The sequence below is a fragment of the Streptomyces sp. NPDC026246 genome (assembly GCF_055567995.1).
Genome location: NZ_JBVHPJ010000001.1, coordinates 617,480 through 639,311, shown reverse-complemented (window position 1 = coordinate 639,311; position 21,832 = coordinate 617,480). Strand labels below are relative to the sequence as shown.

General features: G+C 73.9%; 24 protein-coding genes, 2 tRNA genes and 1 pseudogene. 13 read left to right on the top strand and 14 right to left on the bottom strand.

The genetic code is table 11. The annotated features are described in order from the left end of the window. The first annotated feature begins 9 nt into the window (after positions 1–9). The 3 genes from ACZ4M5_RS02800 to ACZ4M5_RS02790 are packed head-to-tail and all read left to right on the top strand — an operon-like array spanning position 10 to position 3,168. Entirely contained in the window at positions 10–1,359 is a 1,350-nt protein-coding gene (locus ACZ4M5_RS02800) for a lipopolysaccharide biosynthesis protein (protein WP_467732343.1), read from the top strand. A gap of 16 nt (positions 1,360–1,375) precedes the next feature. Further along, the gene (locus ACZ4M5_RS02795; RefSeq protein ID WP_467732341.1) at positions 1,376–2,347 is read left to right on the top strand and encodes a glycosyltransferase family 2 protein; all 972 of its coding nucleotides are present in this window, start codon (positions 1,376–1,378) and stop codon (positions 2,345–2,347) included. Beyond that, positions 2,344–3,168 carry a polysaccharide deacetylase family protein gene (locus ACZ4M5_RS02790; protein ID WP_467732339.1) on the top strand — a complete coding sequence of 275 codons (825 nt, stop codon included), beginning with the start codon at positions 2,344–2,346 and terminating at the stop codon, positions 3,166–3,168. Before ACZ4M5_RS02795 ends, ACZ4M5_RS02790 begins: the two co-directional genes overlap by 4 nt. 7 nt (positions 3,169–3,175) lie before the next feature. Here ACZ4M5_RS02790 and ACZ4M5_RS02785 read toward each other — a convergent pair whose 3' ends face one another. From ACZ4M5_RS02785 to ACZ4M5_RS02775, 3 genes are read right to left on the bottom strand one after another with little or no spacing between them, the layout of a single operon-like run. After that, complete coding sequence (locus ACZ4M5_RS02785) at positions 3,176–4,000, bottom strand: glycoside hydrolase family 16 protein (protein WP_467732337.1); 825 nt, start codon at positions 3,998–4,000, stop codon at positions 3,176–3,178. Positions 4,001–4,005: 5 nt separating this feature from the next. Beyond that, positions 4,006–4,473, bottom strand: coding sequence for a hypothetical protein (locus tag ACZ4M5_RS02780; RefSeq protein ID WP_467732335.1), 468 nt, complete (start codon positions 4,471–4,473; stop codon positions 4,006–4,008). Next, positions 4,470–6,296 (bottom strand): glycosyltransferase, encoded by a 1,827-nt coding sequence (locus ACZ4M5_RS02775; RefSeq protein WP_467732333.1) that lies wholly within the window; start codon positions 6,294–6,296, stop codon positions 4,470–4,472. The genes ACZ4M5_RS02780 and ACZ4M5_RS02775 overlap by 4 nt, the downstream gene beginning before the upstream one ends. 180 nt (positions 6,297–6,476) lie before the next feature. Here ACZ4M5_RS02775 and ACZ4M5_RS02770 point away from each other — a divergent pair, with 180 nt between their 5' ends. Continuing rightward, on the top strand, positions 6,477–7,361 hold the full coding sequence (locus ACZ4M5_RS02770; protein WP_467732331.1) for an alkaline phosphatase family protein: 885 nt from the start codon (positions 6,477–6,479) through the stop codon (positions 7,359–7,361). 9 nt (positions 7,362–7,370) lie between these two features. Here the strand turns inward: ACZ4M5_RS02770 and ACZ4M5_RS02765 are convergent, their stop codons facing one another. Together ACZ4M5_RS02765 and ACZ4M5_RS02760 are read right to left on the bottom strand one after the other, a co-directional pair. After that, complete coding sequence (locus ACZ4M5_RS02765; protein ID WP_467732329.1) at positions 7,371–8,453, bottom strand: GNAT family N-acetyltransferase; 1,083 nt, start codon at positions 8,451–8,453, stop codon at positions 7,371–7,373. Further along, entirely contained in the window at positions 8,450–9,535 is a 1,086-nt protein-coding gene (locus ACZ4M5_RS02760; protein ID WP_467732327.1) for an aminoglycoside phosphotransferase family protein, read from the bottom strand. The genes ACZ4M5_RS02765 and ACZ4M5_RS02760 overlap by 4 nt, the downstream gene beginning before the upstream one ends. A gap of 165 nt (positions 9,536–9,700) precedes the next feature. On the opposite strand from ACZ4M5_RS02760, the gene ACZ4M5_RS02755 reads away from it, so the two are divergent. Beyond that, positions 9,701–10,489, top strand: a complete 789-nt coding sequence (locus ACZ4M5_RS02755; RefSeq protein WP_467732325.1) for a TetR/AcrR family transcriptional regulator — start codon at positions 9,701–9,703, stop codon at positions 10,487–10,489. Here ACZ4M5_RS02755 and ACZ4M5_RS02750 read toward each other — a convergent pair. After that, complete coding sequence (locus ACZ4M5_RS02750; protein ID WP_467732323.1) at positions 10,443–11,279, bottom strand: DUF427 domain-containing protein; 837 nt, start codon at positions 11,277–11,279, stop codon at positions 10,443–10,445. The genes ACZ4M5_RS02755 and ACZ4M5_RS02750 overlap by 47 nt on opposite strands. 274 nt (positions 11,280–11,553) lie before the next feature. Further along, positions 11,554–11,627, bottom strand: a tRNA-Pro gene (locus ACZ4M5_RS02745). A 98-nt stretch (positions 11,628–11,725) separates the two neighbouring features. Here ACZ4M5_RS02745 and ACZ4M5_RS02740 point away from each other — a divergent pair. Beyond that, positions 11,726–12,265, top strand: a complete 540-nt coding sequence (locus ACZ4M5_RS02740) for a DUF309 domain-containing protein (RefSeq protein WP_467732321.1) — start codon at positions 11,726–11,728, stop codon at positions 12,263–12,265. A gap of 58 nt (positions 12,266–12,323) precedes the next feature. Here the strand turns inward: ACZ4M5_RS02740 and ACZ4M5_RS02735 are convergent, their stop codons facing one another. Continuing rightward, on the bottom strand, positions 12,324–13,097 hold the full coding sequence (locus ACZ4M5_RS02735; RefSeq protein ID WP_467732319.1) for a sulfite exporter TauE/SafE family protein: 774 nt from the start codon (positions 13,095–13,097) through the stop codon (positions 12,324–12,326). A gap of 122 nt (positions 13,098–13,219) precedes the next feature. Next, a complete protein-coding gene (locus tag ACZ4M5_RS02730; RefSeq protein ID WP_467732317.1) occupies positions 13,220–14,407 on the bottom strand; it encodes a thiolase family protein in 1,188 nt (395 codons plus the stop codon). A 340-nt stretch (positions 14,408–14,747) separates the two neighbouring features. Here ACZ4M5_RS02730 and ACZ4M5_RS02725 point away from each other — a divergent pair, with 340 nt between their 5' ends. The 6 genes from ACZ4M5_RS02725 to ACZ4M5_RS02700 all read left to right on the top strand — a co-directional run bounded on the left by ACZ4M5_RS02725 (position 14,748) and on the right by ACZ4M5_RS02700 (position 18,907). After that, positions 14,748–15,230, top strand: a complete 483-nt coding sequence (locus ACZ4M5_RS02725) for a Dps family protein (RefSeq protein WP_467732315.1) — start codon at positions 14,748–14,750, stop codon at positions 15,228–15,230. A gap of 51 nt (positions 15,231–15,281) precedes the next feature. Further along, a complete protein-coding gene (locus ACZ4M5_RS02720) occupies positions 15,282–15,623 on the top strand; it encodes a DUF3140 domain-containing protein (protein WP_467732313.1) in 342 nt (113 codons plus the stop codon). A 3-nt stretch (positions 15,624–15,626) separates the two neighbouring features. Further along, positions 15,627–16,268 carry an HhH-GDP family DNA glycosylase gene (locus ACZ4M5_RS02715; protein ID WP_467732311.1) on the top strand — a complete coding sequence of 214 codons (642 nt, stop codon included), beginning with the start codon at positions 15,627–15,629 and terminating at the stop codon, positions 16,266–16,268. A 211-nt stretch (positions 16,269–16,479) separates the two neighbouring features. Continuing rightward, positions 16,480–17,307: a hypothetical protein gene (locus ACZ4M5_RS02710; RefSeq protein WP_467732309.1), complete on the top strand. Its 828-nt coding sequence runs from the start codon at positions 16,480–16,482 to the stop codon at positions 17,305–17,307. A 116-nt stretch (positions 17,308–17,423) separates the two neighbouring features. Then, positions 17,424–18,236 carry an SAM-dependent methyltransferase gene (locus ACZ4M5_RS02705; protein ID WP_467732307.1) on the top strand — a complete coding sequence of 271 codons (813 nt, stop codon included), beginning with the start codon at positions 17,424–17,426 and terminating at the stop codon, positions 18,234–18,236. Between the two features lie 143 nt (positions 18,237–18,379). Beyond that, complete coding sequence (locus tag ACZ4M5_RS02700) at positions 18,380–18,907, top strand: NUDIX hydrolase family protein (protein WP_467732841.1); 528 nt, start codon at positions 18,380–18,382, stop codon at positions 18,905–18,907. An 89-nt stretch (positions 18,908–18,996) separates the two neighbouring features. Here ACZ4M5_RS02700 and ACZ4M5_RS02695 read toward each other — a convergent pair. Continuing rightward, positions 18,997–19,070: transfer RNA gene (locus ACZ4M5_RS02695), tRNA-Pro, on the bottom strand. Between the two features lie 169 nt (positions 19,071–19,239). Here ACZ4M5_RS02695 and ACZ4M5_RS02690 point away from each other — a divergent pair. Then, positions 19,240–19,353, top strand: a pseudogene (locus ACZ4M5_RS02690) (transketolase); the annotation flags it as partial. An 11-nt stretch (positions 19,354–19,364) separates the two neighbouring features. On the opposite strand, the gene ACZ4M5_RS02685 reads toward ACZ4M5_RS02690, so the two are convergent. Genes ACZ4M5_RS02685 through ACZ4M5_RS02670 form a run of 4 tightly spaced genes read right to left on the bottom strand, consistent with a single transcriptional unit; the run spans position 19,365 to position 21,818 of the window. Next, positions 19,365–19,724 (bottom strand): MmcQ/YjbR family DNA-binding protein, encoded by a 360-nt coding sequence (locus tag ACZ4M5_RS02685; RefSeq protein ID WP_369194818.1) that lies wholly within the window; start codon positions 19,722–19,724, stop codon positions 19,365–19,367. 30 nt (positions 19,725–19,754) lie between these two features. After that, the gene (locus ACZ4M5_RS02680) at positions 19,755–20,282 is read right to left on the bottom strand and encodes a GNAT family N-acetyltransferase (protein WP_467732305.1); all 528 of its coding nucleotides are present in this window, start codon (positions 20,280–20,282) and stop codon (positions 19,755–19,757) included. Then, positions 20,279–20,854 (bottom strand): helix-turn-helix domain-containing protein, encoded by a 576-nt coding sequence (locus tag ACZ4M5_RS02675; RefSeq protein ID WP_467732303.1) that lies wholly within the window; start codon positions 20,852–20,854, stop codon positions 20,279–20,281. Before ACZ4M5_RS02675 ends, ACZ4M5_RS02680 begins: the two co-directional genes overlap by 4 nt. 46 nt (positions 20,855–20,900) lie before the next feature. Then, a complete protein-coding gene (locus ACZ4M5_RS02670; RefSeq protein WP_467732301.1) occupies positions 20,901–21,818 on the bottom strand; it encodes a LysR family transcriptional regulator in 918 nt (305 codons plus the stop codon). Positions 21,819–21,832: the final 14 nt, after the last annotated feature.

The following is a 21,832-nucleotide window of genomic DNA, read 5'->3' as shown; positions in this document are numbered from 1 at the left end:
GAGACAGCCGTGTACGCGTCCCAGCAGACGGCCGACCCGCCCGGGACCGCCGGCGCGGCGGGCCGGGCGCGGTCGCTGACCGCCGTGGTGCGCACCGGCGTCGCCCGCGTCCTGCCCAGCGAACCGCTCGTGCGCAACGGCCACCTGCTCGCCGTCGGTTCGCTGGTGAACGCCGGAGTCGGCGCGGTCTTCTGGCTGTTCGCCACACACTGGTACGACGACGAGGTCGTGGGCGTGAGCTACTCCGCCCTGTCCGCCTCCCTGCTCCTGGCCAACATCGGCCAGCTCAACCTCAACGACTTCCTGATCCGGTTCCTGCCCTGCTCCGGCCGGCAGACCCGCAGACTGCTGCTCACCTGCTACGCGGTGACCGCCTCCTGGAGCGCCGTGGTCTGCCTCGTCTTCGTCCTCCTGGTGCCCGCCCTCGCGCCCGACCTGGCCTTCCTGCGCGACCCCCTGGTCGCCCTGTGGTTCGTGGCCGCGACCGCCGCGTACACCGTCTTCGTGCTGCAGGACGGCGCGCTGACGGCGATGCGCCGCCCCGGCTGGGTGGTCGCGGAGAACATGGTCTTCGCCGTCACCAAGATCGCCCTGCTGGCCGGCGGAGCCGTCCTCGCCTTCACGAGCGGCATCCTGATGTCGTGGGCGGGAGGACTGCTGGTCTCGCTGATCGTGGCCAACTACCTCCTGCTGCGGCGGGCCGTACCGCGCCACGAACGCGAGAACCCCCAGGCCGTGCGCCCGCCGCGGCTGCTCAGCTACGCGGCCGCCGACTACACGGGCTCCCTGTTCCGCATGGCCGCCTACACCCTGGTGCCGCTGATGGTGCTCAACGCGCTCGGAGCCGAGCAGAGCGCCTACTTCTCGCTCGCCTGGATCATCGGCTACGTCCTGTTCCTGGTGGTCCGCAACATGGGCAGCTCCCTGGTCGTGGAGGTGGTGCGCCGCCCGGAGCGGCTCGCGGAGCACGGACTGCGCGTGCTGCGCCACTCCGGGACGCTGCTGGCCGCCGGGGTGGCCGTCATCGTCGCCGGAGCCCCGTGGATCCTGCGGCTGTTCGGCCCCGGCTACGCCGAGCACGGCACCACCCTGCTGCGCCTGCTGGCCCTGTCCGCGCTGCCCAACCTGGTCTTCAGCGTGGCCGTGGACGTCCTGCGCGCCCGGCGCCGGATGCGGCTGGTGGTGGGGCTGCAGGTCGCCCTGTGCGTGCTGGTGCTGGGACTGGTGCGGCTGCTGCTGCCGGTGTTCGGCGTGACGGGGGCCGGCCTCGCCTGGCTGGCGGCCGAGTGCCTGATCGCGGCGCCGCTGCTGGTCCTGCGGTCCCGCTGGCTGGTCACCGCCTCCGCGAGCACGCCCTGACCCCCGGGAGGACCCCATGGACACCGCACCGACCCTGTCGGTCGTCGTGTGCGCGTACACACTCGACCGCTGGGAGGACCTCCGGGCCGCCATCGCCTCGGTCCATGCCCAGCGCCGCCCCCCGGAGGACGTCGTCCTGGTCGTGGACCACTGCCCGAGGCTCCAGCGGCTGGCCGGGCGCATGCTGCACGGCGTCCGCGTGTTGCCCAACGAGCAGCGCAAGGGCCTGTCCGGTGCCCGCAACACCGGCGTGGCGGCGGCCGTCGGGGACGTGGTGGCGTTCCTCGACGACGACGCGACGGCCCATCCCGCCTGGGCCGAGCGCCTCCTGGCCGCCTACCGCGATCCGCGGGTCGCCGGCGTGGGCGGGCTCGTCGTCCCCTGGTGGGAGACGGACCGGCCGCCCTGGTTCCCGCCGGAGTTCGACTGGGTGGTGGGCTGCTCGTACCGCGGGCTGCCCGAGGACCGGGCACCGGTCCGCAACTTCATCGGGGCCAACATGTCCTTCCGCAGGGACGAACTCCTCGCGGCCGGCGGTTTCCGCACGGACCTGGGGCGGGTGGGCACCCGGCCCCTGGGCTGCGAGGAGACCGAGCTGTGCCTGCGCGTGACCGCCCGCCGTCCGGAGGCCGTACTGCTGCACGACCCCTCGGCGGCCGTCCGCCACCGTGTCCCCGCGGCTCGGGCCACGTGGTCCTACTTCCGGTCGCGCTGCTACGCCGAGGGCCTGTCCAAGGCGCTGGTGGCCCGGTACGGCACCGGTTCCGCCGCCCTGTCCAGCGAGCGCGCGTACCTGGCCCGGACCCTTCCGCGCGCCGTGCGCGAAGCCGTGCGGCCGGGCCGGCCCCCGGCGGCGCGCACGGTCCTGGCCCTGGCCCTCGGCACCGGCGCCACCGTCCTCGGGTACGCCGTGGGTACCGTGCGCGCCCGGCTCCCGGCCGGCCGCACCGCGGCCCCTCCCGTGCCCGTGCGCCGGAGCCCCGCATGAGGTTCCGGCCCGTCCCCGTCCTGCTGTACCACTCGGTGTGCACCGATCCGCCCGCCTGGATCGCCCCGTTCACCGTGACCCCCCGCGTCTTCGCCGAACAGCTCGACCTGCTGGCGGACCACGGCCGGGAGGTCGTCCCGCTGCGGCGGCTGCTCGACGCGGTGGGGGGCGGCCCGCCCCTGCCGCCCCGGCCGGCGGTGCTGACCTTCGACGACGGGTTCGCCGACTTCCACACCACCGTGGCGCCCCTGCTCACGGCCCGCGGCCTGCCGGCGACGCTCTACGTCACCACCGGCGCCCTCGGCGGCCCCTCGCGGCCCGCGGGGCACGGCAGTCTGCTCCCGCCGGCGCCGATGCTGACCTGGCCGCAACTGCGCGAGCTGGACGGGCACTTCGAGATCGGCGGCCACACCGTCACCCACCCGCAGCTGGACACCCTGCCCCGGAGCGCGGCGCGGCGGGAGATCGCCGGGTGCAGGGCCCGGCTGGAGGACGGGCTCGGCCACCGCGTGGACGCCTTCGCCTACCCCCACGGCTACTCCAGCCGCCCGGTCCGCCGGCTGGTGGGCGAGGCGGGCTGGACCTCGGCGGCGGCGGTCCGCGACGGGTTCAGCTCCCGCGCGGACGAACCGCTGCGCCTGGCGCGGCTCATGGTGCGCGCCGACACCCCGCGGGACCGGTTCCTGGACTGGGTGCGCGGTGCGGGCGCTCCGGTCGCGCCGTTCCCCGAGGGGACCCGCACCCGGATGTGGCGCGGCTACCGCAGGCTGCGGGCGGGCCTCGGCCGCCCCCACCCGTCCCTGCCGTCGACGACGGGCTGACGGTCCGTCACCGCTGCCAGACGCGCACCCAGTCCACCGTCATGCGGGCGGAGTCCACCGACCGTGGAGGCGGTCCGGGCACGCCGACGGCGAGGTTGATCAGGACCTCCATGGGCACGTGCGGGATGCGCTCGGGCTCCGTCACCCGGAACCTGCGCACGCCGTCGACGTACCAGCTCACCTCGTCCGGGGTCCACAGCATGGCGAAGACGTGGTGCTTTTCCGGGAACGCGACGGGTCCGTACCCCGCCCGTGCCCGCTGGTCGCCGTCCGGGCCGCGCCAGTGCACGTACATCATGACCCGGTCGGTGCGCTCCAGGAACTCCATGATGTCCAGTTCCGGCGGGGTGAACCTGGACGCCGGCATCATCCAGAACGCGGGGAACATGCCGGCCTCGGCGGGGATGCGGATGGACGCCTCGAAGTACCCGTAGGTGAAGACGTGCCGGGGTTCGGCGTACCAGTCGTCGCGGCCGGTCGAGATCATGCCCGAGCGCCAGGGGTAGGTCCGGTCGTCGCTGCCGCGGGTGGAGCGCCGCTCGGCGTTCAGGCTGAGCTGCCCGTCGCCGACGGAGACCTGTCCGGGCAGGTACCACTGCTCCTCGTCGTTGCCGCTGTTGGTGCACCCGTCCCGGTTCCAGTCGTAACAGGTCGCCCAGCGGTCCGTGTCGAGGGCCGAGCCGTCGAACTCGTCACGGAACGTCAGTTTCCAGTCGCCCGGCACCGGCGCGGGCCTGGGGGGCTGCTCCCGGTCGGCGGCTCCGCAGCCGACGGTGAGCACGAGAGCCGCCGCCAGGGCGGCCAGGGCGGTGCGCAGCCGTCGCGCCGGCATGAGGGCTACCGCCCCTTCCCGGCCGGTACGGCGTCACCGGCGCGGCCGTCCGGCGGGTCGTCGCCGGGTCCGGCCTCCCGCTCCGCCCTGCGGCGCCGGCCCGGGGCGGGCAGCAGGGCCAGGAGGGTGGTGACGGCCGCCAGGGTGCTCAGGACCGCCGTCGTGCCGTAGGCCTCGCCGAGGTAGAACGGCACCACCACGAAGACGTCCAGGCACAGGCTGAGCACCACCGGCAGGAACGCGCTCTCGACGGCGAACGGCCGTCCCCCGGCGGGCCAGGGCGAGGGTCCGCACCAGCGCGTGGCCGCGACCCCGGGGCACAGGAACAGGAAGGCGCACACGACGATCAGGCGCAGGACGCTCGCGTCCGGCAGGAGGTGCGCTGCGGCCAGGGCGATCCAGCCGGACAGGGCCAGCCCGATACGCAACGCCCGTGTCCGGCGCGGGGAGGAGCCGGTGAGGAGCGTGGTCATGACGACTCCGCGCGGTCGGGATTCTGGTAGCGGTAGACCACCGCGTCCTTGTTGCGGAACACCGGCACGAAGCCCCAGGTGCCGGCCATGGCCGTGTCCATCCGCCGCATGGTGTCGGCGGGCAGGGTGCCGTTGAGGTAGCACTCCGCGGCCTGGGCGCGGCTGAGCACGATGTAGGCCGGTTCGCGCTCGGTGGCACCGTCGATGAACGGCTCCAGCCCCTCGATCGGATCCCGCACCAGCCGCCGGCGGACCGCGAGGTCCTGTTCGTTGAGCTGGACGCGCGGGTGCTGGTCGTAGTTCATCTCCAGTCCGGGCACGTCGGAGGTGAGCGAGACGATGAGGGATCCCGGGGGCGTGGTGGCCGTGACGAAGCGGGTGGCGGCCACCTCGTCCTTCGTGAAGTAGTTGGCCGACTCCTTGCCGTAGTAGCCGAAGAGCAGCCCGCCGAGCATCGCCAGCAGCACCGGGACGACGGCGAACACGCGCAGCCGCGGACGTCGTCGTGGCTCGAAGAGCAGCGCCGAGATGAGCAGGACGGCGGCCGGCAGTGCGAACAGATAGGCCCGGAAGATCATCTCGCCGCCGTAGGCGTTCGCGACGAGGACCGGCAGGGGAGCCAGGACGAGCAGCGGCAACCCGGTGCGGCGGGTCCAGCGGCGCCGGAGGAAGGCGATCGCCGCCAGCAGGAACACCGCGGCGGACAGACCCCGGTCGATCCAGGAGACCTGCACCTGCCCGGGCGCGGCGGTGCCGAGGGCGGCGAGCCCGGAGACCACGTTGGAGTCCGGTTCCAGCAGCGCGCCCACGAACTCCCCGAGGTTGGCCGAGACGAAGGGCCGGGCCACGGTGGCGTCCCAGACGAGGGTGAGCAGCACCCCGGCGCCCAGGACGGGCAGCAGCACGCGTCTGTTGCGCCGGGGCAGCGACAGGGCGACCAGCGCGCTGATCATCATGAGCGGGGTCAGCGGGTGCGAGCAGACGATCACCGCCATGATCAGCACGACGGCCAGGAACCTGCCGGGGGGCCAGGCCCTGGCCGTGCTGCCCGGGGGGCGCTCCGCCGAGGCCCGCAACTGGCTCATCAGCAGGGCGACGAGCGTGACGAAGAGCAGGAAGGCGAAAGCCTGGGGGGCGAAGTAGTCCTGCCCCACCCAGGAGCAGGAGTAGTAGATCCAGACGGCCCCCCAGATCAGCCTCCGGTCGGTGGTGACGGACCGGTAGATCAGGAGCAGCGGCGCGATCAGCAGGGCGTTGGTCACGGGCGGCGCCCAGACCGCGTAGCCGAGTGCCGACTCCAGGCCGGTGGCCTGCAGCACCAGGGCGTTGAGGTGGAAGAAGCCGGGCCACTGGTCGTACACGTCCAGCTTCTCCGCACCGGGGACGCTGCCGCCGTTGCGGATCATGGCGTCGACGACCGCGACGTGCTTCCACGCCCAGCCGTAGCGCAGGGTCGGGTAGAGCAGGGCCGGTGTGGCGTGCAGGATCGCGATCAGCGCGAGGACGTGGGCGAGGAACCAGCCGCCGTGGGTCCGGCGGTCCGACAGGGCCGCGCAGAAGCCGAGGACGAGCAGTGCGAGGGCGACCCAGAAGAGCACGGGCAGTACCTGCAGCAGGCCCAGGTCGGTCATGGCGCCGAGGTTCACGTGGCGCAGCGACAGCAGCCACAGGACGAGGGCGACGGGCAGGGCGGCCCGCGCCGCCCACTGAAATGCCGCGGGCCGCCGCGCGGGCGGTCCGGCCGCCGTGTCGTGGGGCCGCCGCGTCTCCGGGACGGCACGCGGCGCCCACTGACCGGCCGTCAGCGGCGAACGCTTGCCCATGGAGATGCCTCCCGCACAGCGGGTGCGACGACCGGGCCGGGGAAGCGCCCGCGCGGCGCTTCCTTCATCGGCACACACCAGCGATCCATGCCGACCGATACGCGGCATAAATGCTAAAAATTACGTTACTGCCCTTCAGTGCGAGTGGCAGCGCGAACGGGCGAGCGTCGAAGGAGCACCGTGACACCACGAGTGAGGCCCCCGTCCCGGCCCCTGCACCGCCTGCGCAGACACCTCGCGGCCGTCGCGGCCGCGGCCCTCCTCGTGCCGGCGGCGGGCTGCGGGTCCTCGGGCGGGGACGACGGTGTCCCGCGGCCGGACCACGTCGTGGTGGTAGTGGAGGAGAACCGCGGCTACGAGGACGTCATCGGCTCCCCCGAGGCCCCGTTCATCAACGAACTGGCCCGCAAGGGCGCCAATCTCACCGAGTTCTTCGCCATCACCCACCCCAGCCAGCCCAACTACCTGGCCCTGTTCTCCGGCTCCACCCAGGGCGTGGACGACGACTGCCCGAACGACTTCTCGTCCCGCAACCTCGCCTCCCGGCTGCTGCAGGCCGACCTCACCTTCGCCGGCTACGCCGAGAGCCTGCCCAGGACCGGCTTCCGGGGGTGCACCAGCGGCCCCTACGTCCGCCGGCACGCGCCGTGGGTCAACTTCACGAACCTGCCCGCCTCGGTCAACCGCCCCTGGACCGATTTCCCCGAGGACTACTCGAAACTGCCGGACGTCTCGTTCGTCGTGCCGAACCTGGACAACGACATGCACGACGGCGGGGTCGAGCGCGCCGACGCCTGGCTGCGCGAGAACCTCGGGGACTACGCGGAGTGGGCCATGACCAACAACAGTCTGCTGGTGGTCACCTGGGACGAGGACGAGGGCGGCGAGGACGAGGACAACCACATCCCGACCGTCGTCGTCGGCGAACGGGTCGAGCCCGGCGACCACGACCAGCCCAACAACCTGTACGGACTGCTGCGCACTCTCCTGGACGCCTTCGGCCTCGATGCGCTCGGCCACAGCGCGGAGGCCGAGCCGCTGGACATCTGGAAGGGCGACGGCTGAACGGGGCCGTCAGGCGTCCTGGAAACGGATCGCCCGCTTGACGGCGGTACGCAGCGCCCGCTCCGCCGCGGACACCGGCAGCCGCTCCCGCCAGTAGCGGGGGGAGGGCCGGCTCACCGCGCCGAACCCGGCCTTGAAGTGCTCCAGCGAGGAACCCGGGGCCGACTCCCCCAGGTCGAAGACCCGGCACCCCTGCGCACACGCGTCCTCGACGGCCAGGCGGTACAGCAGCGGGGTGGCCCGGACCGGGTGCGCCACGTCCCGGTCCATGGCCGCCCGCCAGAACTTGGCGTGCGGGCCGTGCCGCAGCACCACCAGGGCGGCGGCGGGCTCACCGCGGTCCCAGGCCGCCCACAGGGAGCACGCCGTGCCGAAGCGGGCGGCGACGGCGGCCAGCCGCTCCTCCGGGAACTCCCGTCGCCTGCGCCAGCGGGCCAGCGCCCGGGGCTCGTGCTGCTGCACGGCCCAGCGCTCGATGGACCGGTCGTACAGCTCCTGGAAGACCGGCACGAGCCGGCCGGACCGGTCCACCTCCACGTCGAGGTGCGCCTTCTCGGCGCGTTTGACGTCCCGCCGGACCCGCTGGTGGAAGCGGTCACGCCAGACCGTGCCGAACCCGCCGTCGAGGTCGATCGCCTGGGTGGTGTGGGGTTCGAGCCGGAAGAGGCCGCGGGCGGCCCTACCCCACAGCTCGGCGCCCTGCGGGCGCAGCCGGACACCGACCCGCAGGGCGGGGCGGCGGGCCAGGTCCTCGCACAGCACCCGTACGTCGTCGGGCCCCACGCCCGCCGAGGCCACCGGCCCGCCGATCCCCCAGCCGGCCGGCCAGGACTCCTCCGCGTCCAGCCGGCCCGGCCGCCTGCCCCGGCTGACGAGCGGCAGCACGACCCGGCCCCCGCCGGGGAACGTGTAGAGGCGGCTGGCGTCCCGGTGGGGTCCGGTCGCGCACAGGCAGTCGAGCCAGGTCGGCGTCTGGGTGACGGCGAGGTCCGGGTCCCGCCCGGCCAGGTCCCACCAGACCTCCCGGGGCGCCGGGGTCGTCACCTGCGCGGGGCCGGCCGGGGTGGCGACGGGCAGCTCGGACGGGTTCACGGCGTCCTCCCGGAGGGCCGCGGACGCGACGCCGCGAACCGGCCCGGCGCTGCGCCGCCGGGTGCCGGCACTTCGGCGAGGACGGCCACGACGTTGTCGGCGACCCAGCGGTGGCTGCGCCCGTACCGCTGGGACTTGTCCAGGTTCCCGGCCACGTGCCACAGCCACGTCAGCAGCGCGACGGCCGTCTGCGTCCGGGGTTCCGGCGGCAGCGCCCGCACCCCGGCGAGCAGCCGCCGGTCCGCGGGCCTGAGGCAGGCGCGCCGCAGGACGTCGGCGACGACCGCGCCGAACTCCCGGCCGGCGAGCTGGTGCCGCAGGGTCAGCACGAACGTGTGGCAGTCCAGCAGGGCCGGGCCGTCCGGGACGGCTCCCGCCCAGTCGATCACCCCGGACGGCGTCCCGTGGTCCGGCCGGAGCAGCAGGTTGCCGGGATGGAAGTCCCCGTGGGTCCACCCCACCAGCAGGCGGCGGCCGCGCAGTTCCCGCTCCAGCAGGTCGCGCACGGCCTCCAGGGCCCGCGCGCCCTCGCCGCTGCGGCACCAGCGCACCTCCCGGGCCAGGACGTCGAGGCGTGGTTCGACCCACGTGGCGGCCCGCCGTGTGACGTCCTCCGTGCGTCCGGTGGCCTGGTGCAGTGCGCTGATCGCCGCGAGGGCGGACTCGGCGACCCGGCGGGCCTGCCGCGGTGCGTGCCTCAGATACGCGTCGGCGCCGGTCCCGGGCAGGCAGGACTCCACGACCAGGGGCAGCGGACCGTCCGGACGCTGTTCCTCCACGACCGGGAGCAGCCGCCGCCACGGCCCCAGGCGCTCGTCCTCGGCCAGGCACCGCACGACCTCGCACTCGTGGGCCAGTGACGCGGACGCGCGTGCGCTGCGGGGGTGTTTCACCACGGCCGTCCGGTCCGGGCCGTCGAGCCGGAAGACGAGGAGGTCGGAGAAGGTCCGCCGGGGAAGGCGCGGGTCGCCGGCGCCCAGCGAGTCCGCCAGCCTGCGGGCCGTCAGGGCATCGGCGGGCCGCGTCACCACGGGGGCGGGGCGCAGGGGCAGCAGCCCCCGCAGTCCCTCGGTCAGCGTCACCCGGCACTCCCTTCCGCCAGATGCCCGCGCATGCCCCATGCCGCTTGTTCTCATCATCGGCGCAGCTCGGTCGAGGTGCGACTCGGCCGCGATCGTGTATGTGTACGTCGTAGGAGTCGTCCCTCGTCCGCGCGGGACGTGGCGTCCGCACACCGAGGAGGCAGCATGGCGAACGGCCGTGGGTCACGGGAGGCCCGGCGCGCCAGCGACCGTGGCCGCTACGGCCGGCTCAACCGGGAGCGTGTGCTGGCCAGCGCCCTGGAGCTGGTCGACCGCGAGGGCCTGTCCGCGCTCAGCATGCGGCGCCTGGGCACCGAGCTCGGCGTGGAGGCCATGGCCCTGTACCGGTACGCCCCCAGCAAGGACTCCCTGCTCGACGGCCTGGTCGAGGCGCTCTACCTGGAGCTGGAGGAACAGCTCGCCGCGGACGGGGGCGCGGACGAGGACTGGCGGGCCGGTCTGCACCGCATCGCCCGCGCGACCTACGACGTGTGCCTCACCCACCCGCAGGCGGTCCCACTGCTGTCCACACGCCTGCTGGCCGTGCCGCTGGTGCGGCGGCCCCCCGCGGTGCTGCGGGACCACGAGCGCGTGCTGGCGCTGCTGCGCGGCGCAGGGTTCGGGCAGGAGGCCGCGGCTGGCCTGTTCCGCGCCTTCACCGCCTGGCTGCTGGGCTACGTCTCCGTGGAACTGCGCCCCGTGGTGGACAACCCCGACGAGACCGAACCGGCGTTCCGGCTCGGTCTGCACCGGCTGTCGCCCCGGGAACTGCCCACCTTGCGGGAGACCGCGGCGGCGCTCGCCGAGCCCGGCGGGCCCGAGGGGCTCGCCGCAGGTCTCGACGCCCTGCTCGACGGCCTCAAGGACGGTCTGGAGGACGGCCCTGACGACGGCCTCAGGGACGGCCTCAGGGACGGCCTCGAGGACGGTTCGCCTCCCGCAGCATCCGGCTGAACGGCGTCGTGGGCCGCTCCAGTGGCTCGCCGTCCAGCACGATGTCCACGACCTCGTTGAAGAAGGCCATCCGCCCGCGGACCACCGCCACCGCGGGCAGCGGCTCGGCGTAGCTCCAGAGCACGTTCGGCGGTACGTCGCCCGCGCCGCGCCAGGACCAGTAGGAGGCGGTGCCCTTGTAGGGGCAGCCGGTGCTGTGGTCCGTGGGTGCGAAGAGGTCGAGCCGGACGTCCTCGGGCGGCAGGTAGTAGCGGGTGGGCAGGGACGTCTCGAAGAGCAGGACCGGCGCGCGGCTGTCGGCGACGGTCCGCCCGTCCACCTCGACGCGCACGTGCCGGCTGCTCGGCAGGGCGTCGACGCGTTTGTGCGGGTCACGCGGGTGGACGAAGATCTCCTCGTCCTCCTCGTACCAGTGGTCGAGGCCGGTGTCGGTGCGCCGGAACCACTCGAAGGCGATGTGCCCGGACAGGTCGCGGGCGGGGAACGTCCAGGCCGCGCTCGCACGCACCCCGCCGCCGGCGTGCAGGTCGTAGAAGACGTGGGAGCCGGTGTGGCTCCCCGTGGGCGGGTGCCGGGCCGGGTGCAGGAGGTCGGTGCGGACGTCCTCGCGCGGAAACGCGTACTGCGGCACGGGCAGGTGGGGCTCCCAGACGAGCACCGGGCGCCGGCTGTCGACGACGGTGATGTCGCCCACGCGTCCGCGCACCCAGCGCTCGCTGGGCTCCCACAGCAGGCCCTCGGGGGTGGTCCTCATCGAGCGGGCGGCGGGGTGGGCCGGGTGCAGGGTCATGGCCGGTGCTCCTTCCGGAGGTCCGGGCCCGGATTCCCCGCTGCTCTCCCGGAGCACGGGCCCGCCTGTCTCCACGGTCCCATGCCGCGTCCCCGCTTTCACGGTGCACCGCTTCCCCGCCTTCACGGTGCACCGCGTCCGGCGGACGCCCGCTGCTCCGGGCACGCTCGAGTCGAGGGCGTGTGCGCCCCCGCGCGGGGCCGGCCTCGGGTCCGGCACCGGGCGCACGGAAAAGGCCCTCGCGGACATCCGCCCGCGAGGGCCTTCCACACCGTCGGGACGACAGGATTTGAACCTGCGACCCCTTGACCCCCAGTCAAGTGCGCTACCAAGCTGCGCCACGTCCCGGTGCGCGCCACCCGCCGAGACCGGCGTGATCGCGCGGACAGCACTTTACCCCACACCCCTGGCCGCGCCGAAAACGGGCCGCGCGGGACAATCGCCCTATGGGCAGCACAGGAGAGACGCACTCGGGCCTGACCGACGGCGCACGGGACCGCGACAGCGAGGGGCGGGCCCGCAACGCCCGGCCCCGGGACGGTCTCGGGCGGCCCCTGCCGTACGGCAGCGAGGGGGTGCCCCGGCAGCCCGAGGGCGTGGTCCGCACGCCCGAGGAGACCCTCCGCGAGGCGCAGCGGCTGCTCGACGAGGGCAAGCCGTTCCACGCGCACGAGGTCTTCGAGGACGCCTGGAAGGCGGGGCCCGAAGAGGAGCGCGAGCTGTGGCGGGGGCTGGCCCAGCTGGCCGTGGGGCTCACGCACGCCGCACGAGGCAACCTCACGGGCGGGGCCCGGCTGCTGCGCCGCGGGGCGGGCGCGGCCGGGGCGTGGGTGTCCGGCTCGGGACGGCCACGGCCGCACGGCATCGACGTCGAGGGGGTCGCCGCGTGGGCGCGGGAGCTGGCCGGCGAGGTGGAGCGCGAGGGCCGTTCCGTGGACGCGGCGGCCCGCGCGCCGCGGCTGCGGGGAGCGGACGGGGGTCGCTGACCCGCGGGGCGGGTCCGGTCCCGCCGTGCGGCGGCGGGCGGCGGGGCCGCCCGCGGCGTCAGCGCAGCAGCAGCTGCAGGCCGCCCACCACCGTCGCCGCGATGACCAGTTTCTCGAACAGCCGCTGGTCGATCCGGTGCACCGCCCACGTGCCCAGCAGCGCGCCCGGCACGACGAACAGCACGAGTGCCAGGTCCAGGAGCAGGGAGCGGCCGTCGATCAGGCCGAGGCCGGCGCTGAAGGGCAGCTTGGAGACGTTGACGATGAGGAAGAAGAACGCGGAGGTGCCGAGGAAGCCGAGCTTGCGGAAGCCGGCGGACAGCAGGTACAGCGACATCACCGGGCCGCCCGCGTTGGCGACCATGGTGGTGAAGCCGCCCATGACCCCGTAGGAGCGGGCCTTCAGGCGACCGGCCCGGGTGGTGACCGGCTCCGGCTCCGCCCCGGCCTCGGCGGTGCGCCGGCGCCAGAGGGTCACGGCCGCCATCAGCAGCAGGATCGCGCCGATGGAGGTCCGTACCACCGCGTCGTCCGCCCACACCAGGAAGACGGTGCCGACGATGACACCCGCCGCGACCGCGGGGAACAGCCGCCACAGCGTGGGCCAGTGCGCGTGCCGCCGGTAGGTGGCGACGGCGAGGAGGTCCCCGGCGATCAGGACCGGCAGCAGCACCCCGGTGGAGGCGCGGGCGGGCAGCACGGCGGCGAAGATCGCGAGGCTGACCGTGTTGGCCCCGCTGACGGCGGTCTTGGAGAAACCGACGAGCAGGGCCGCGAAGGCGAGGGCGGCGAACTCCCAGCCGGTGAGGTGCCAGAGCGTCATGGTGTTCATGCGAACACCGATGCTATGTGCACGGAGTCGAGGGGGTCAGAGCCGTCTCGTCTGACGAACCCGCCGGCCGGGCCGTCGCGGCGCGACCAGCGGCACGGCCAGTGGCGCGACCAACGGCGCGGTCAGTGGCGCTCGACCAGGACCGCGCTGCCCTGCCCCACGCCGACGCACATCGTCGCCAGCCCCCGCTCCGCGCCGGTGCGCCGCATCCGGTGCAGCAGGGTCGTCAGGATGCGGGCGCCCGAGCAGCCCAGGGGGTGGCCGAGGGCGATCGCGCCGCCGCTGGGGTTGACCAGCCCCGGGTCGATGCCGAGCTGGTCGACGCAGGCCAGGGCCTGGGCGGCGAAGGCCTCGTTGAACTCGGCCTCCTGCAGGTCGCCGATGTCCCAGCCCGCGCGGGCGAGCACCTTGCGGGTGGCGGGGACCGGCCCGATGCCCATCACGTCGGGGTGGACCCCGGCGGAGGCGCCGGCGACGTAGCGGCCCAGGGACTCCAGGCCCAGATCGTTCAGGGCCTCCTCGCTGACCAGGAGGAGGCCGGCGGCGCCGTCGTTCATGGGCGAGGCGTTGCCCGCGGTGACCGTGCCGCCCTCGCGGAAGACCGGCTTCAGCCGGGCCAGCTTCTCCGGAGAGGTGTCCTCGCGCACGCTCTCGTCGGCGTCGACGACCACCCCGTCGGGCCGTTCCACGGGGAGCAGTTCGTCGTCGAAGTGGCCGTTCTTGCGGGCCAGGGCGGCCAGCCGGTGGCTGCGCAGGGCGAAGTCGTCCTGGCGTTCACGGGTGATGCCGTACCGGGTGGCGACCTCCTCGGCCGTCTCACCCATGGCGAGCAGGCCGTGCAGGTCGCGCATCGCGGGGTTGACCAGGCGCCAGCCGAGGCGGGTGTCGGCGGTCTCCATGCGGTGCGGCAGGGCCTCGTCGGGGCGGGGCAGCACGAAGGGGGCGCGGCTCATCGACTCGGAGCCGCCCGCCACGACGATGTCGGCCTCGCCGGCGGCGATGGTGCGGGCGGCCGTGGTCACGGCCTCCAGACCGGAGGCGCACAGGCGGTTGACGGTGGCGCCGGGCACCGACTCGGGCAGGCCGGCGAGCAGGACGGCCATGCGGGCGACGTTGCGGTTGTCCTCGCCGGCCTGGTTGGCCGCGCCCCAGTAGACGTCGTCGATCCGGGCCGGGTCCAGCGCGGGGACGTCGGCGACCAGGGCCCGCACGACGCTCGCGGCGAGGTCGTCGGGCCGGACCGCGGACAGGGAGCCGCGCAGCTTGCCGATGGGGGTGCGGCGGGCGGCCGCGAAGTGGACGGGACGCACGGGAGGACTCCTCACACCGCCGGTTAATTAGCACCGCTAGTTTCGGACTATAGCTCCTCGGTGACCCCCTGTGAAGGATTCGGGGGTGAAGGGGCGTCGACGCGGCGGTATTCGCAGGCCGCTCTCCCGGTACCCGGCCTTCCGTATCCGAGTTTGCACCGGTGTGCCCGGGGCACCCGCGCGTCCGTGGAGTGGTTGCCGAGCGCCGCCTGCGCGGACGAGGACCCCGAGTCGTTCTTCCCCGTGGGCACCGCCGGACCCGCCCTCCAGAGGCGGGACGCACTGCTCCGGACGACGAGCACGAGCCCGACGCGAACGACGTGAGAAGGAGAAGCACCCCATGAGCGCTGTCAGGAGCACCCTGCCCGACGAGGCCCGACGGGTCTCCTGCGAAGCCCTCCAGGACACCCTGGTGGATCTGCTCGGTCTGTCACTGACCGGGAAGCAGGCGCACTGGAACATCGTCGGACCGCGGTTCCGGTCCGTCCACCTCCAGCTCGACGAACTGGTCGCGGCCACGCGGAACTTCGCCGACACGGTGGCCGAACGCTCCGCCGCCCTCGGCGTGCCGCCGGACGGCCGCCCGGAGACGGTCGCGAAGGCGTTCACGCTGCCCGCCCCGCAGGAGGGCTGGGTGCGCGACGCGGACGCCGTGCAGGTCATGGTCGACGCGCTGCAGGACGCCGTCACCCGGCTGCGCGAGCGCATCGACACGACCGAGAAGGCGGACCCGGTCACCCAGGACCTGCTCATCGCCGTCACCGCGGAACTGGAGAAGCAGCGCTGGATGTTCGTCGCGGAGAACGTCCCGGGCGAGAGCTGAGCCCGCCCGGGCGCGCACAGGGCACCGACGCAGGCACGGAAGGGGCAGACGATGACCGACGCCCTCGAACTCGACGCGCTGTGGGAGGACTTCCACCGCGCGGTCAACATGACCTCGCAGGAACTCGCCGCCTGGCTGCGGGTCCGGGACGCCGGCGAGGACACCGAACCGCTGCCCGACCAGGCGGGCACCGGCACCGGGCAGCACGTCCTGGCGATCCTGCAGAAGCGGCGCACGGACCTGACCGAGGACGACCTGCGCGTCATGTGGAAGGTCGTCGACACGGTCGACGAGCAGACCGATCCGGAGAACGAGCCCGAGCCCGAGGCCACGGACGGCGACACCCGCCGCCACCGGCTGATGACGCTCGGCCACGACCCGTTGAAGGTGTGAGCCGTGGAGCGGCAGGAGCGCGTCCTGCGCAGGCTGCTCGACGCCCACGGCCGGACCTACGCCGACGAGGCGGGGATCCGGCTGCGGGACACGCCCCAGCCGCTGTACCGGCTGCTGGTGCTGTCCCACCTGCTCAGCGCCCGCATCCGCGCGTCGGTCGCGTCGGCCACCGCCCGTGCCCTGCACGAGGCGGGGCTGCGCGACCCGCGGCGGATGGCCGCGGCCTCCTGGCAGCAGCGCGTGGACGCGCTCGGCCGGGGCGGCTACCGGCGCTACGACGAGCGCACCGCCACCCAACTCGGCGACGCCGCCCGGCTGTTGACCGACCGATGGGGCGGGGACCTGCGGAAGCTGCGCCGGGAGGCGGACGGCGAGGTCGCCGAACTGCGCCGCCTGCTGCAGGAGTTCCCCGGCATGGGACCGGCCGGGGCGGACATCTTCCTGCGTGAGGCACAGGGCGTCTGGCCGGAACTCGCCCCCTTCCTGGACGCCAAGGCACTCCAGGGTGCCGAACGGCTGGGCCTGCCGCGGGAGTCCGAGCGCCTCGTCGCCCTGGCCGGGAACACCGGCCCGGACGTCCTGGCCGCCGCGCTGGTCCGCGCGGCGGTCGGCAAGGACGTGGCCGCGGACGCCCTCGGCGACTGACCGTCCGCCCCCGCCTCGAAGCACTCCCCCCGAAGCACCCCCTCGAAGCACCCCTTGCGCACGGGCAGTTCCCGGTCCGCTCCCGACGCGGGCGGCCGCCGCGGCGAGGGCCCGGCCGTCCCGCTCACCCGAACGGTCCGGCGCCGGTGGTGGGCCGCCGGTGCCGGTGGTGCGCTGGGGACACGCGCCACGTCCCCAGGAGGCACTTCCCATGACCCGTCGATCGTCCCGGCTCGTCCGCACCCTCGCCACCACCCTGACGGCAGGCACACTGCTGGGCACCGCCGCCTGCTCGGACGGCGGGGAGACGGACGGCGGCACACGTGTCACGGGGGTCCGGGCGTCGCAGGTCGCCGGGGAGCGGCAGACCCCCTCCCCCTCCCCCAGCGCCACGCTCAGCACCGAGGGCGCCCGGACCGCGCTGATCACCGAGGCGGACATCGAGGACGACTGGACCCAGGTCAAGGACACCGAGGCGGAGAACTGGCACGACAACCTGCTCATCGGCAAGGTCGACGTCAACGACTTCATCAGCGGCGAGAACCAGGCAGCCGACTGCCAGCGCCTGATGGACTCCCTCTTCGACGACGACCTGCTCGGCCGGCCCTCGGGCGCCTCCGCCCTGCGCGGCTTCACACAGGGCGACTCCCGCCTGCTGTACCAGGTCGCCTCCTACGACCGCACCGACCCGCAGGACTCCCTGACGTGGATGTCGACCCTGCCGGACAAGTGCGACCAGTTCACCGTCACCGACGGCGGCGACAAGCGCACCGTCCAGGTCGTCGAGACCTCCCTGCCCGACGTCGGCGACGCCCGGGAGGGCCTGCGCGTGACCGTGCAGGGCGACAGCGGGGGCGAGCCCGCCACCCTCACCCTGGACGTCGCCGCCGTACGCGTGGGCGACGACGCGATCACCGTCACCGCGGGCGGTCTCGACGGGGACGAGAACGACTCCACCAAGCAGGCCGTCGAGCAGGGCACCCAGCGCCTCGAGGACGTCCTGGCCGGCAAGTCTCCCGCCGCGAGCCCCACGGACTAGCCCCGCGCCGGCCCCTCCCTCCCTCCGTCGTGCCGATTCGCGGGACACCGTGATCATCGGAGCGGCACAATGGCGGCCATGACCGATCGGTCGTTCGTGCGAGGAGAGGACGAGTCGTGAGTGATGGCCACACCCCTTCGGGAGGATCGGCGCGGCTGAACACCGGTGTGGCGCACAACGCGCGCGTGTGGAACTACTGGATCGGCGGCAAGGACAACTACGAGGTCGACCAGCAGGTCGGCGAGCACGTCGCCGGCATGTTCCCGATCATCCGGGACATCGCCCGGGCGGACCGGGACTTCCTGGGCCGCGCCGTGTCGTTCCTGGCCGGTGAGGGCGGGGTACGGCAGTACCTCGACATCGGCACGGGCCTGCCGACCGCGGACAACACCCATGAGATCGCCCAGCGGATCGCGCCGGACTCCCGCATCGTCTACGTCGACAACGACCCGATCGTGCTGGTGCACGCCCGGACGCTGCTCACCGGCACGCAGGAGGGCGTCACCGCGTACATCGACGCCGATGTGCACGACCCGCAGGCCATCGTCGAACGGGCGGCGGACACCCTCGACTTCACGCGACCCGTCGCCGTGATGATGCTGGGGATCCTCAACTTCGTCCTGGACGTCGACAAGGCCCGCGAGATCGTGCGCCGCGTGATGGCCGCCGTGCCCTCCGGCAGTTTCCTGGTCCTGACCCACCCGACGTTCGACGACGAGCTCGGCGGCGCCGGCCAGATCCCGGCGATGACGTTCTGGAACGAGAACGCCACCCCGCCGATCACCGCGCGCAGCGGCTCGGACATCGCCGCGTTCTTCGAGGGCCTGGAACTGCTGGAGCCGGGACTGGTGTCGTGCGGCCAGTGGCGGGCCGACCCCGGCACGGCCGTCCTGGTGCCGCAGTACGGCGCGGTGGCCGTGAAACCCTGACGCCCGTGGCGGGCCGCCACGCGGCCGGCGGATCCGCCGACAGCCGAAGGACGATTGAACGGGCGTGTGGACGGTCACAGTTCTCTGGGAGCTGCTACCCAGGAAGTCCGAACGGCTGAAAGTATGATCAAGCGATGTCTGACATGACCGAAACCACGCCCGGCTGGCTGTCCTCCGACGAGCTGGAGATGGCGCGCGCCCGCATGCCGATCCTGTACGTCGAGGCCGTGCCCGTGCGTGTCGACGACAGCGGCGAAGTGACCAGTGTCGGCCTGCTGCTGCGCATAGGGCCCGACGGAACGGTCAGCCGGACGCTGGTGTCCGGGCGCGTGCTGCACCACGAGCGAGTCCGCGACGCGCTGCTGCGGCACCTGGAGAAGGACCTCGGTCCGGTCGCCCTGCCCCGCGTTCCGGCCTCGCTCCAGCCGTTCACGGTCGCGGAGTACTTCCCGACGCACGGCGTCACGCCGTACCACGACCCGCGTCAGCACGCGGTGTCCCTCGCGTACATCGTGCCGGTGACGGGCGACTGCCGGCCCCGGCAGGACGCGCTGGACCTGGTGTGGTTCAGCCCGCAGGAGGCCCTGTCGCCGGCGGTGCAGAGCGAGATGCCGGGCGGCCACGGGGTGCTGCTGAAGCAGGCGCTGTCCCACGCGGGCTGCGTGATCTGACCTCGCGTGCGGCCGCCGCGGTCTTCCGGCGGCCCCCGCACGACGACCAGCGGGTCAGCCGATGCCGGCTGACCCGCTGGTCGATTCTGTCGGGACGACAGGATTTGAACCTGCGACCCCTTGACCCCCAGTCAAGTGCGCTACCAAGCTGCGCCACGTCCCGTTGCCCGTCTGACCTGGGGTTTCCCCCGGCCGAACGCGCAGGGAAACCATACCGCACTCGCGCCGGTGATCGCGCACCCGTTTTCGACGCCCCCCGTCGCTTGACCTCGACTTTGCTTGAGGTTGCCCGCTCGAGGACATGACGGACGCGACACGGGCCGATGGCGTGCCTCGACGTCACCGTCCTGTACGCGACCACCGTCCGCCCCTTCGACGCGGCCGCCCAGCGCCGGGCCACGGAGGCGGCCGGGACGGACGTGGTCCTGGTGGAGCCCTGCCTGGCGCCCCCGGGCGGTCATCCTCCCGCCGGGAGACCGAGCCGGGGGTGGGCCTCCAGCAGCCGGGTGGGGGCGGCCTGGCGCCAGGAGTCGGCCAGGATGTCCCGCAGTTCCTCCTCACCCTCCAGCGCGTCGAGCCGGGCGCGCACCCAGGCGAACTGGGACTCGTGGTCGGCGATCCAGAACTTGTCCGGCTCGGCGAGCACCAGCTCGTCCCGCTCCTCCTTGGGGCAGCGCACGGCGATCGAGGTCTCCTCCTCGGGCAGGGTGGCGAACATCTTGCCCGCGACCCGGAACGTGGGCATGTTCCAGGCGACCTTCTCCGTCGTGTCCGGCAGGGACAGGGCGATCCGTCGTACGTCTTCGGCATCCGGCATGGCAGGCACCGTAGCGGCTCGCACTGACAATCAGCTGGTGGGAGCTGGGGGCGTGAGCCGCTTGTAGTAGATCGTCGTCGGCCGCAGCACGCCCTCGGGGTCCGCCGCGTAGTCGGGGACGGTGCCGGCCGGGGTCCAGCCCGCGGAGCGGTACAGGTGCTCGGCGGGGCTGCCGGTCTCGGTGTCCAGGTGCAGGAGCGTGACTCCGGCGGCGACGGCCGCGGTCTCAGCGGTGGCCAGGAGCCCGCGCCCCAGCCCTTGTCCGCGCGCCTCGCGGTGCACCATCAGCTTCACGAGTTCGGCCCGGTGGCGGCTGTTGGGCTTGGCGGCGAAGGCGAGGCTCACGGTGCCGAGCACCCGGCCGCCGTCCTGCGCCGCCCAGACGGCGAGCCGGCCCGACGCCACGTCGGCGGCCCGCTCGCCCCACCAGGCGAGGGCCTCGGCGTGGCCGAGCGGGGCGAGGAACCCGATCGACGCTCCGCCGCGCACGGTGTCCGCCAGCAGGTCCGCCAGCCCTCCGGCGTGCCGGCGCACCCCGGCCGCGTCCAGACGCCTCACGGCCGCACCACCGCCAGCAGGTAGCGCACCCCGCCGGGGGCGCCGCACCGGAACCTGGTCGGCCCCCACACCCGCATCCGCAGGCAGTCACCGGTGGCCAGGTGGTGCTCGGTGCCCTCCGCGGTGACGTCCAGGGTGCCGTCCAGGACCCAGATGTGCTGCTCCAGCCCCGCCACGGGCGGACGGTCGTAGGCGAGGTCGGCGCCGGCGGCGAGACGGCCCTCGACGAGTTCGCCGCGCAGTGCCGCGTGCGGGGGCGAGACGGACCGCCGGACGAAGCCGGAGGCCCGGTCCTGCCAGAGAGGCTGGGACCCGGCCCGGACCACGGGTGCGGGTTCGGCCTCGACCTCGCTGAGCAGCTGCGACATGGTCCGCCCGTAGACGGCGCACAGCCGGTTGAGCAGGGCGGCCGTGGGGCTGGTCTCGGCGCGCTCGGCCCGGGACAGGGTGGAGCGGCTCACGCCGCTGCGCTCGGCCAGTTCACCCAGGGACCAGCCGTGTGCGGCCCTCAGCTCGGCCAGACGCGCGCCCAGCCGCACATCCACGGGGTCCGCTTCGCCGTCGCTTCTCATATCCGGGACGCTATCCCTGAAGTGAGACAACCGGGTTACGGAGTTCTCACACCGGCAGCGGCTGCGCCTGGGCCGCCGCGCTCAGCGCGTCCAGCACCGGGCGGATCAGCGGGTGCTCCTCGGCTCCGCGGCGTACGGCGGCGAAGACCCGGCGGGTCGGGGCGGTGCCGTCGACGGGACGGACGACCACCCCGGTGAGGTCCATGCCGCGCAGCGCCGAGCGCGGCACGAGAGCCACCCCCACGTCGGCCGAGGCGAGCGCGACGACCGCGCGGAAGTCGTCCGAGGAGTGCTCCATACGAGGCTGGAATCCGGCGTTCTCGCAGGCCAGAACCACCACGTCATGGCAGGGGTTGCCCGGGTAGGGGCCGATCCAGGGGTCCTTGCCCAGGTCGGCGAGAGGCACCTCCGCCGCCCCGGCGAGCCGGTGGCTGACCGGCACGACCGCGTCGAAGGGCTCCGCGTACAGCGGTACGTGCGTCAGGCGCGGGTCGTCGGCGGGCGGGGCGCCCCGGTACTCGACGGCCACGGCCACGTCCACCTGCCGGTCCAGCACCATGGGCAGGCTGGCGTCGCCCTCCGCGTCCTGGACGCGGATGCGGATGCCCGGCGCCGACTCCGCGAGCCGGGCCACCGCGGGCGCCACGACCAGGGCGATGCCGGTGGCGAAGGCGGCGACGGTGACCGTCCCCGCCTCGCCCGAGCCGTAGGCGGCGAGTTCGGCCTCGGCCCGCTCCAGCTGGGCGAGGACCACGTTGGTGTGGCTGAGCAGGATCTCGCCGGCCGGGGTGAGCCGTACGCCCTTGGCGCCGCGTTCGACCAGCCGGTGGCCGGTCTCCTGCTCCAGCGCGGCGAGCTGCTGGGACACGGCCGAGGGCGTGAGGTACAACGCGGCGGCAGCCGCCGTCACGGTGCGGTGGTCGGCCACCGCACGGAGGATGTGGAGCCGCCGCGCCTCGATCATGCGACCGATTCTCT

What these genes read in the sequence shown, in the direction of transcription:
- ACZ4M5_RS02720 (WP_467732313.1), top strand. Translation starts at nt 15,282, where the DNA reads ATGACCGACGCCCTCGAACTCGACGCGCTGTGGGAGGACTTCCACCGC.
- ACZ4M5_RS02780 (WP_467732335.1), bottom strand. Translation starts at nt 4,473, where the DNA reads ATGACCACGCTCCTCACCGGCTCCTCCCCGCGCCGGACACGGGCGTTG.
- ACZ4M5_RS02785 (WP_467732337.1), bottom strand. Translation starts at nt 4,000, where the DNA reads ATGCCGGCGCGACGGCTGCGCACCGCCCTGGCCGCCCTGGCGGCGGCT.
- ACZ4M5_RS02795 (WP_467732341.1), top strand. Translation starts at nt 1,376, where the DNA reads ATGGACACCGCACCGACCCTGTCGGTCGTCGTGTGCGCGTACACACTC.
- ACZ4M5_RS02670 (WP_467732301.1), bottom strand. Translation starts at nt 21,818, where the DNA reads ATGATCGAGGCGCGGCGGCTCCACATCCTCCGTGCGGTGGCCGACCAC.
- ACZ4M5_RS02790 (WP_467732339.1), top strand. Translation starts at nt 2,344, where the DNA reads ATGAGGTTCCGGCCCGTCCCCGTCCTGCTGTACCACTCGGTGTGCACC.
- ACZ4M5_RS02735 (WP_467732319.1), bottom strand. Translation starts at nt 13,097, where the DNA reads ATGAACACCATGACGCTCTGGCACCTCACCGGCTGGGAGTTCGCCGCC.
- ACZ4M5_RS02675 (WP_467732303.1), bottom strand. Translation starts at nt 20,854, where the DNA reads ATGAGAAGCGACGGCGAAGCGGACCCCGTGGATGTGCGGCTGGGCGCG.
- ACZ4M5_RS02685 (WP_369194818.1), bottom strand. Translation starts at nt 19,724, where the DNA reads ATGCCGGATGCCGAAGACGTACGACGGATCGCCCTGTCCCTGCCGGAC.
- ACZ4M5_RS02750 (WP_467732323.1), bottom strand. Translation starts at nt 11,279, where the DNA reads ATGACCCTGCACCCGGCCCACCCCGCCGCCCGCTCGATGAGGACCACC.
- ACZ4M5_RS02700 (WP_467732841.1), top strand. Translation starts at nt 18,380, where the DNA reads ATGACCGAAACCACGCCCGGCTGGCTGTCCTCCGACGAGCTGGAGATG.
- ACZ4M5_RS02725 (WP_467732315.1), top strand. Translation starts at nt 14,748, where the DNA reads ATGAGCGCTGTCAGGAGCACCCTGCCCGACGAGGCCCGACGGGTCTCC.
- ACZ4M5_RS02755 (WP_467732325.1), top strand. Translation starts at nt 9,701, where the DNA reads ATGGCGAACGGCCGTGGGTCACGGGAGGCCCGGCGCGCCAGCGACCGT.
- ACZ4M5_RS02775 (WP_467732333.1), bottom strand. Translation starts at nt 6,296, where the DNA reads ATGGGCAAGCGTTCGCCGCTGACGGCCGGTCAGTGGGCGCCGCGTGCC.
- ACZ4M5_RS02740 (WP_467732321.1), top strand. Translation starts at nt 11,726, where the DNA reads ATGGGCAGCACAGGAGAGACGCACTCGGGCCTGACCGACGGCGCACGG.
- ACZ4M5_RS02710 (WP_467732309.1), top strand. Translation starts at nt 16,480, where the DNA reads ATGACCCGTCGATCGTCCCGGCTCGTCCGCACCCTCGCCACCACCCTG.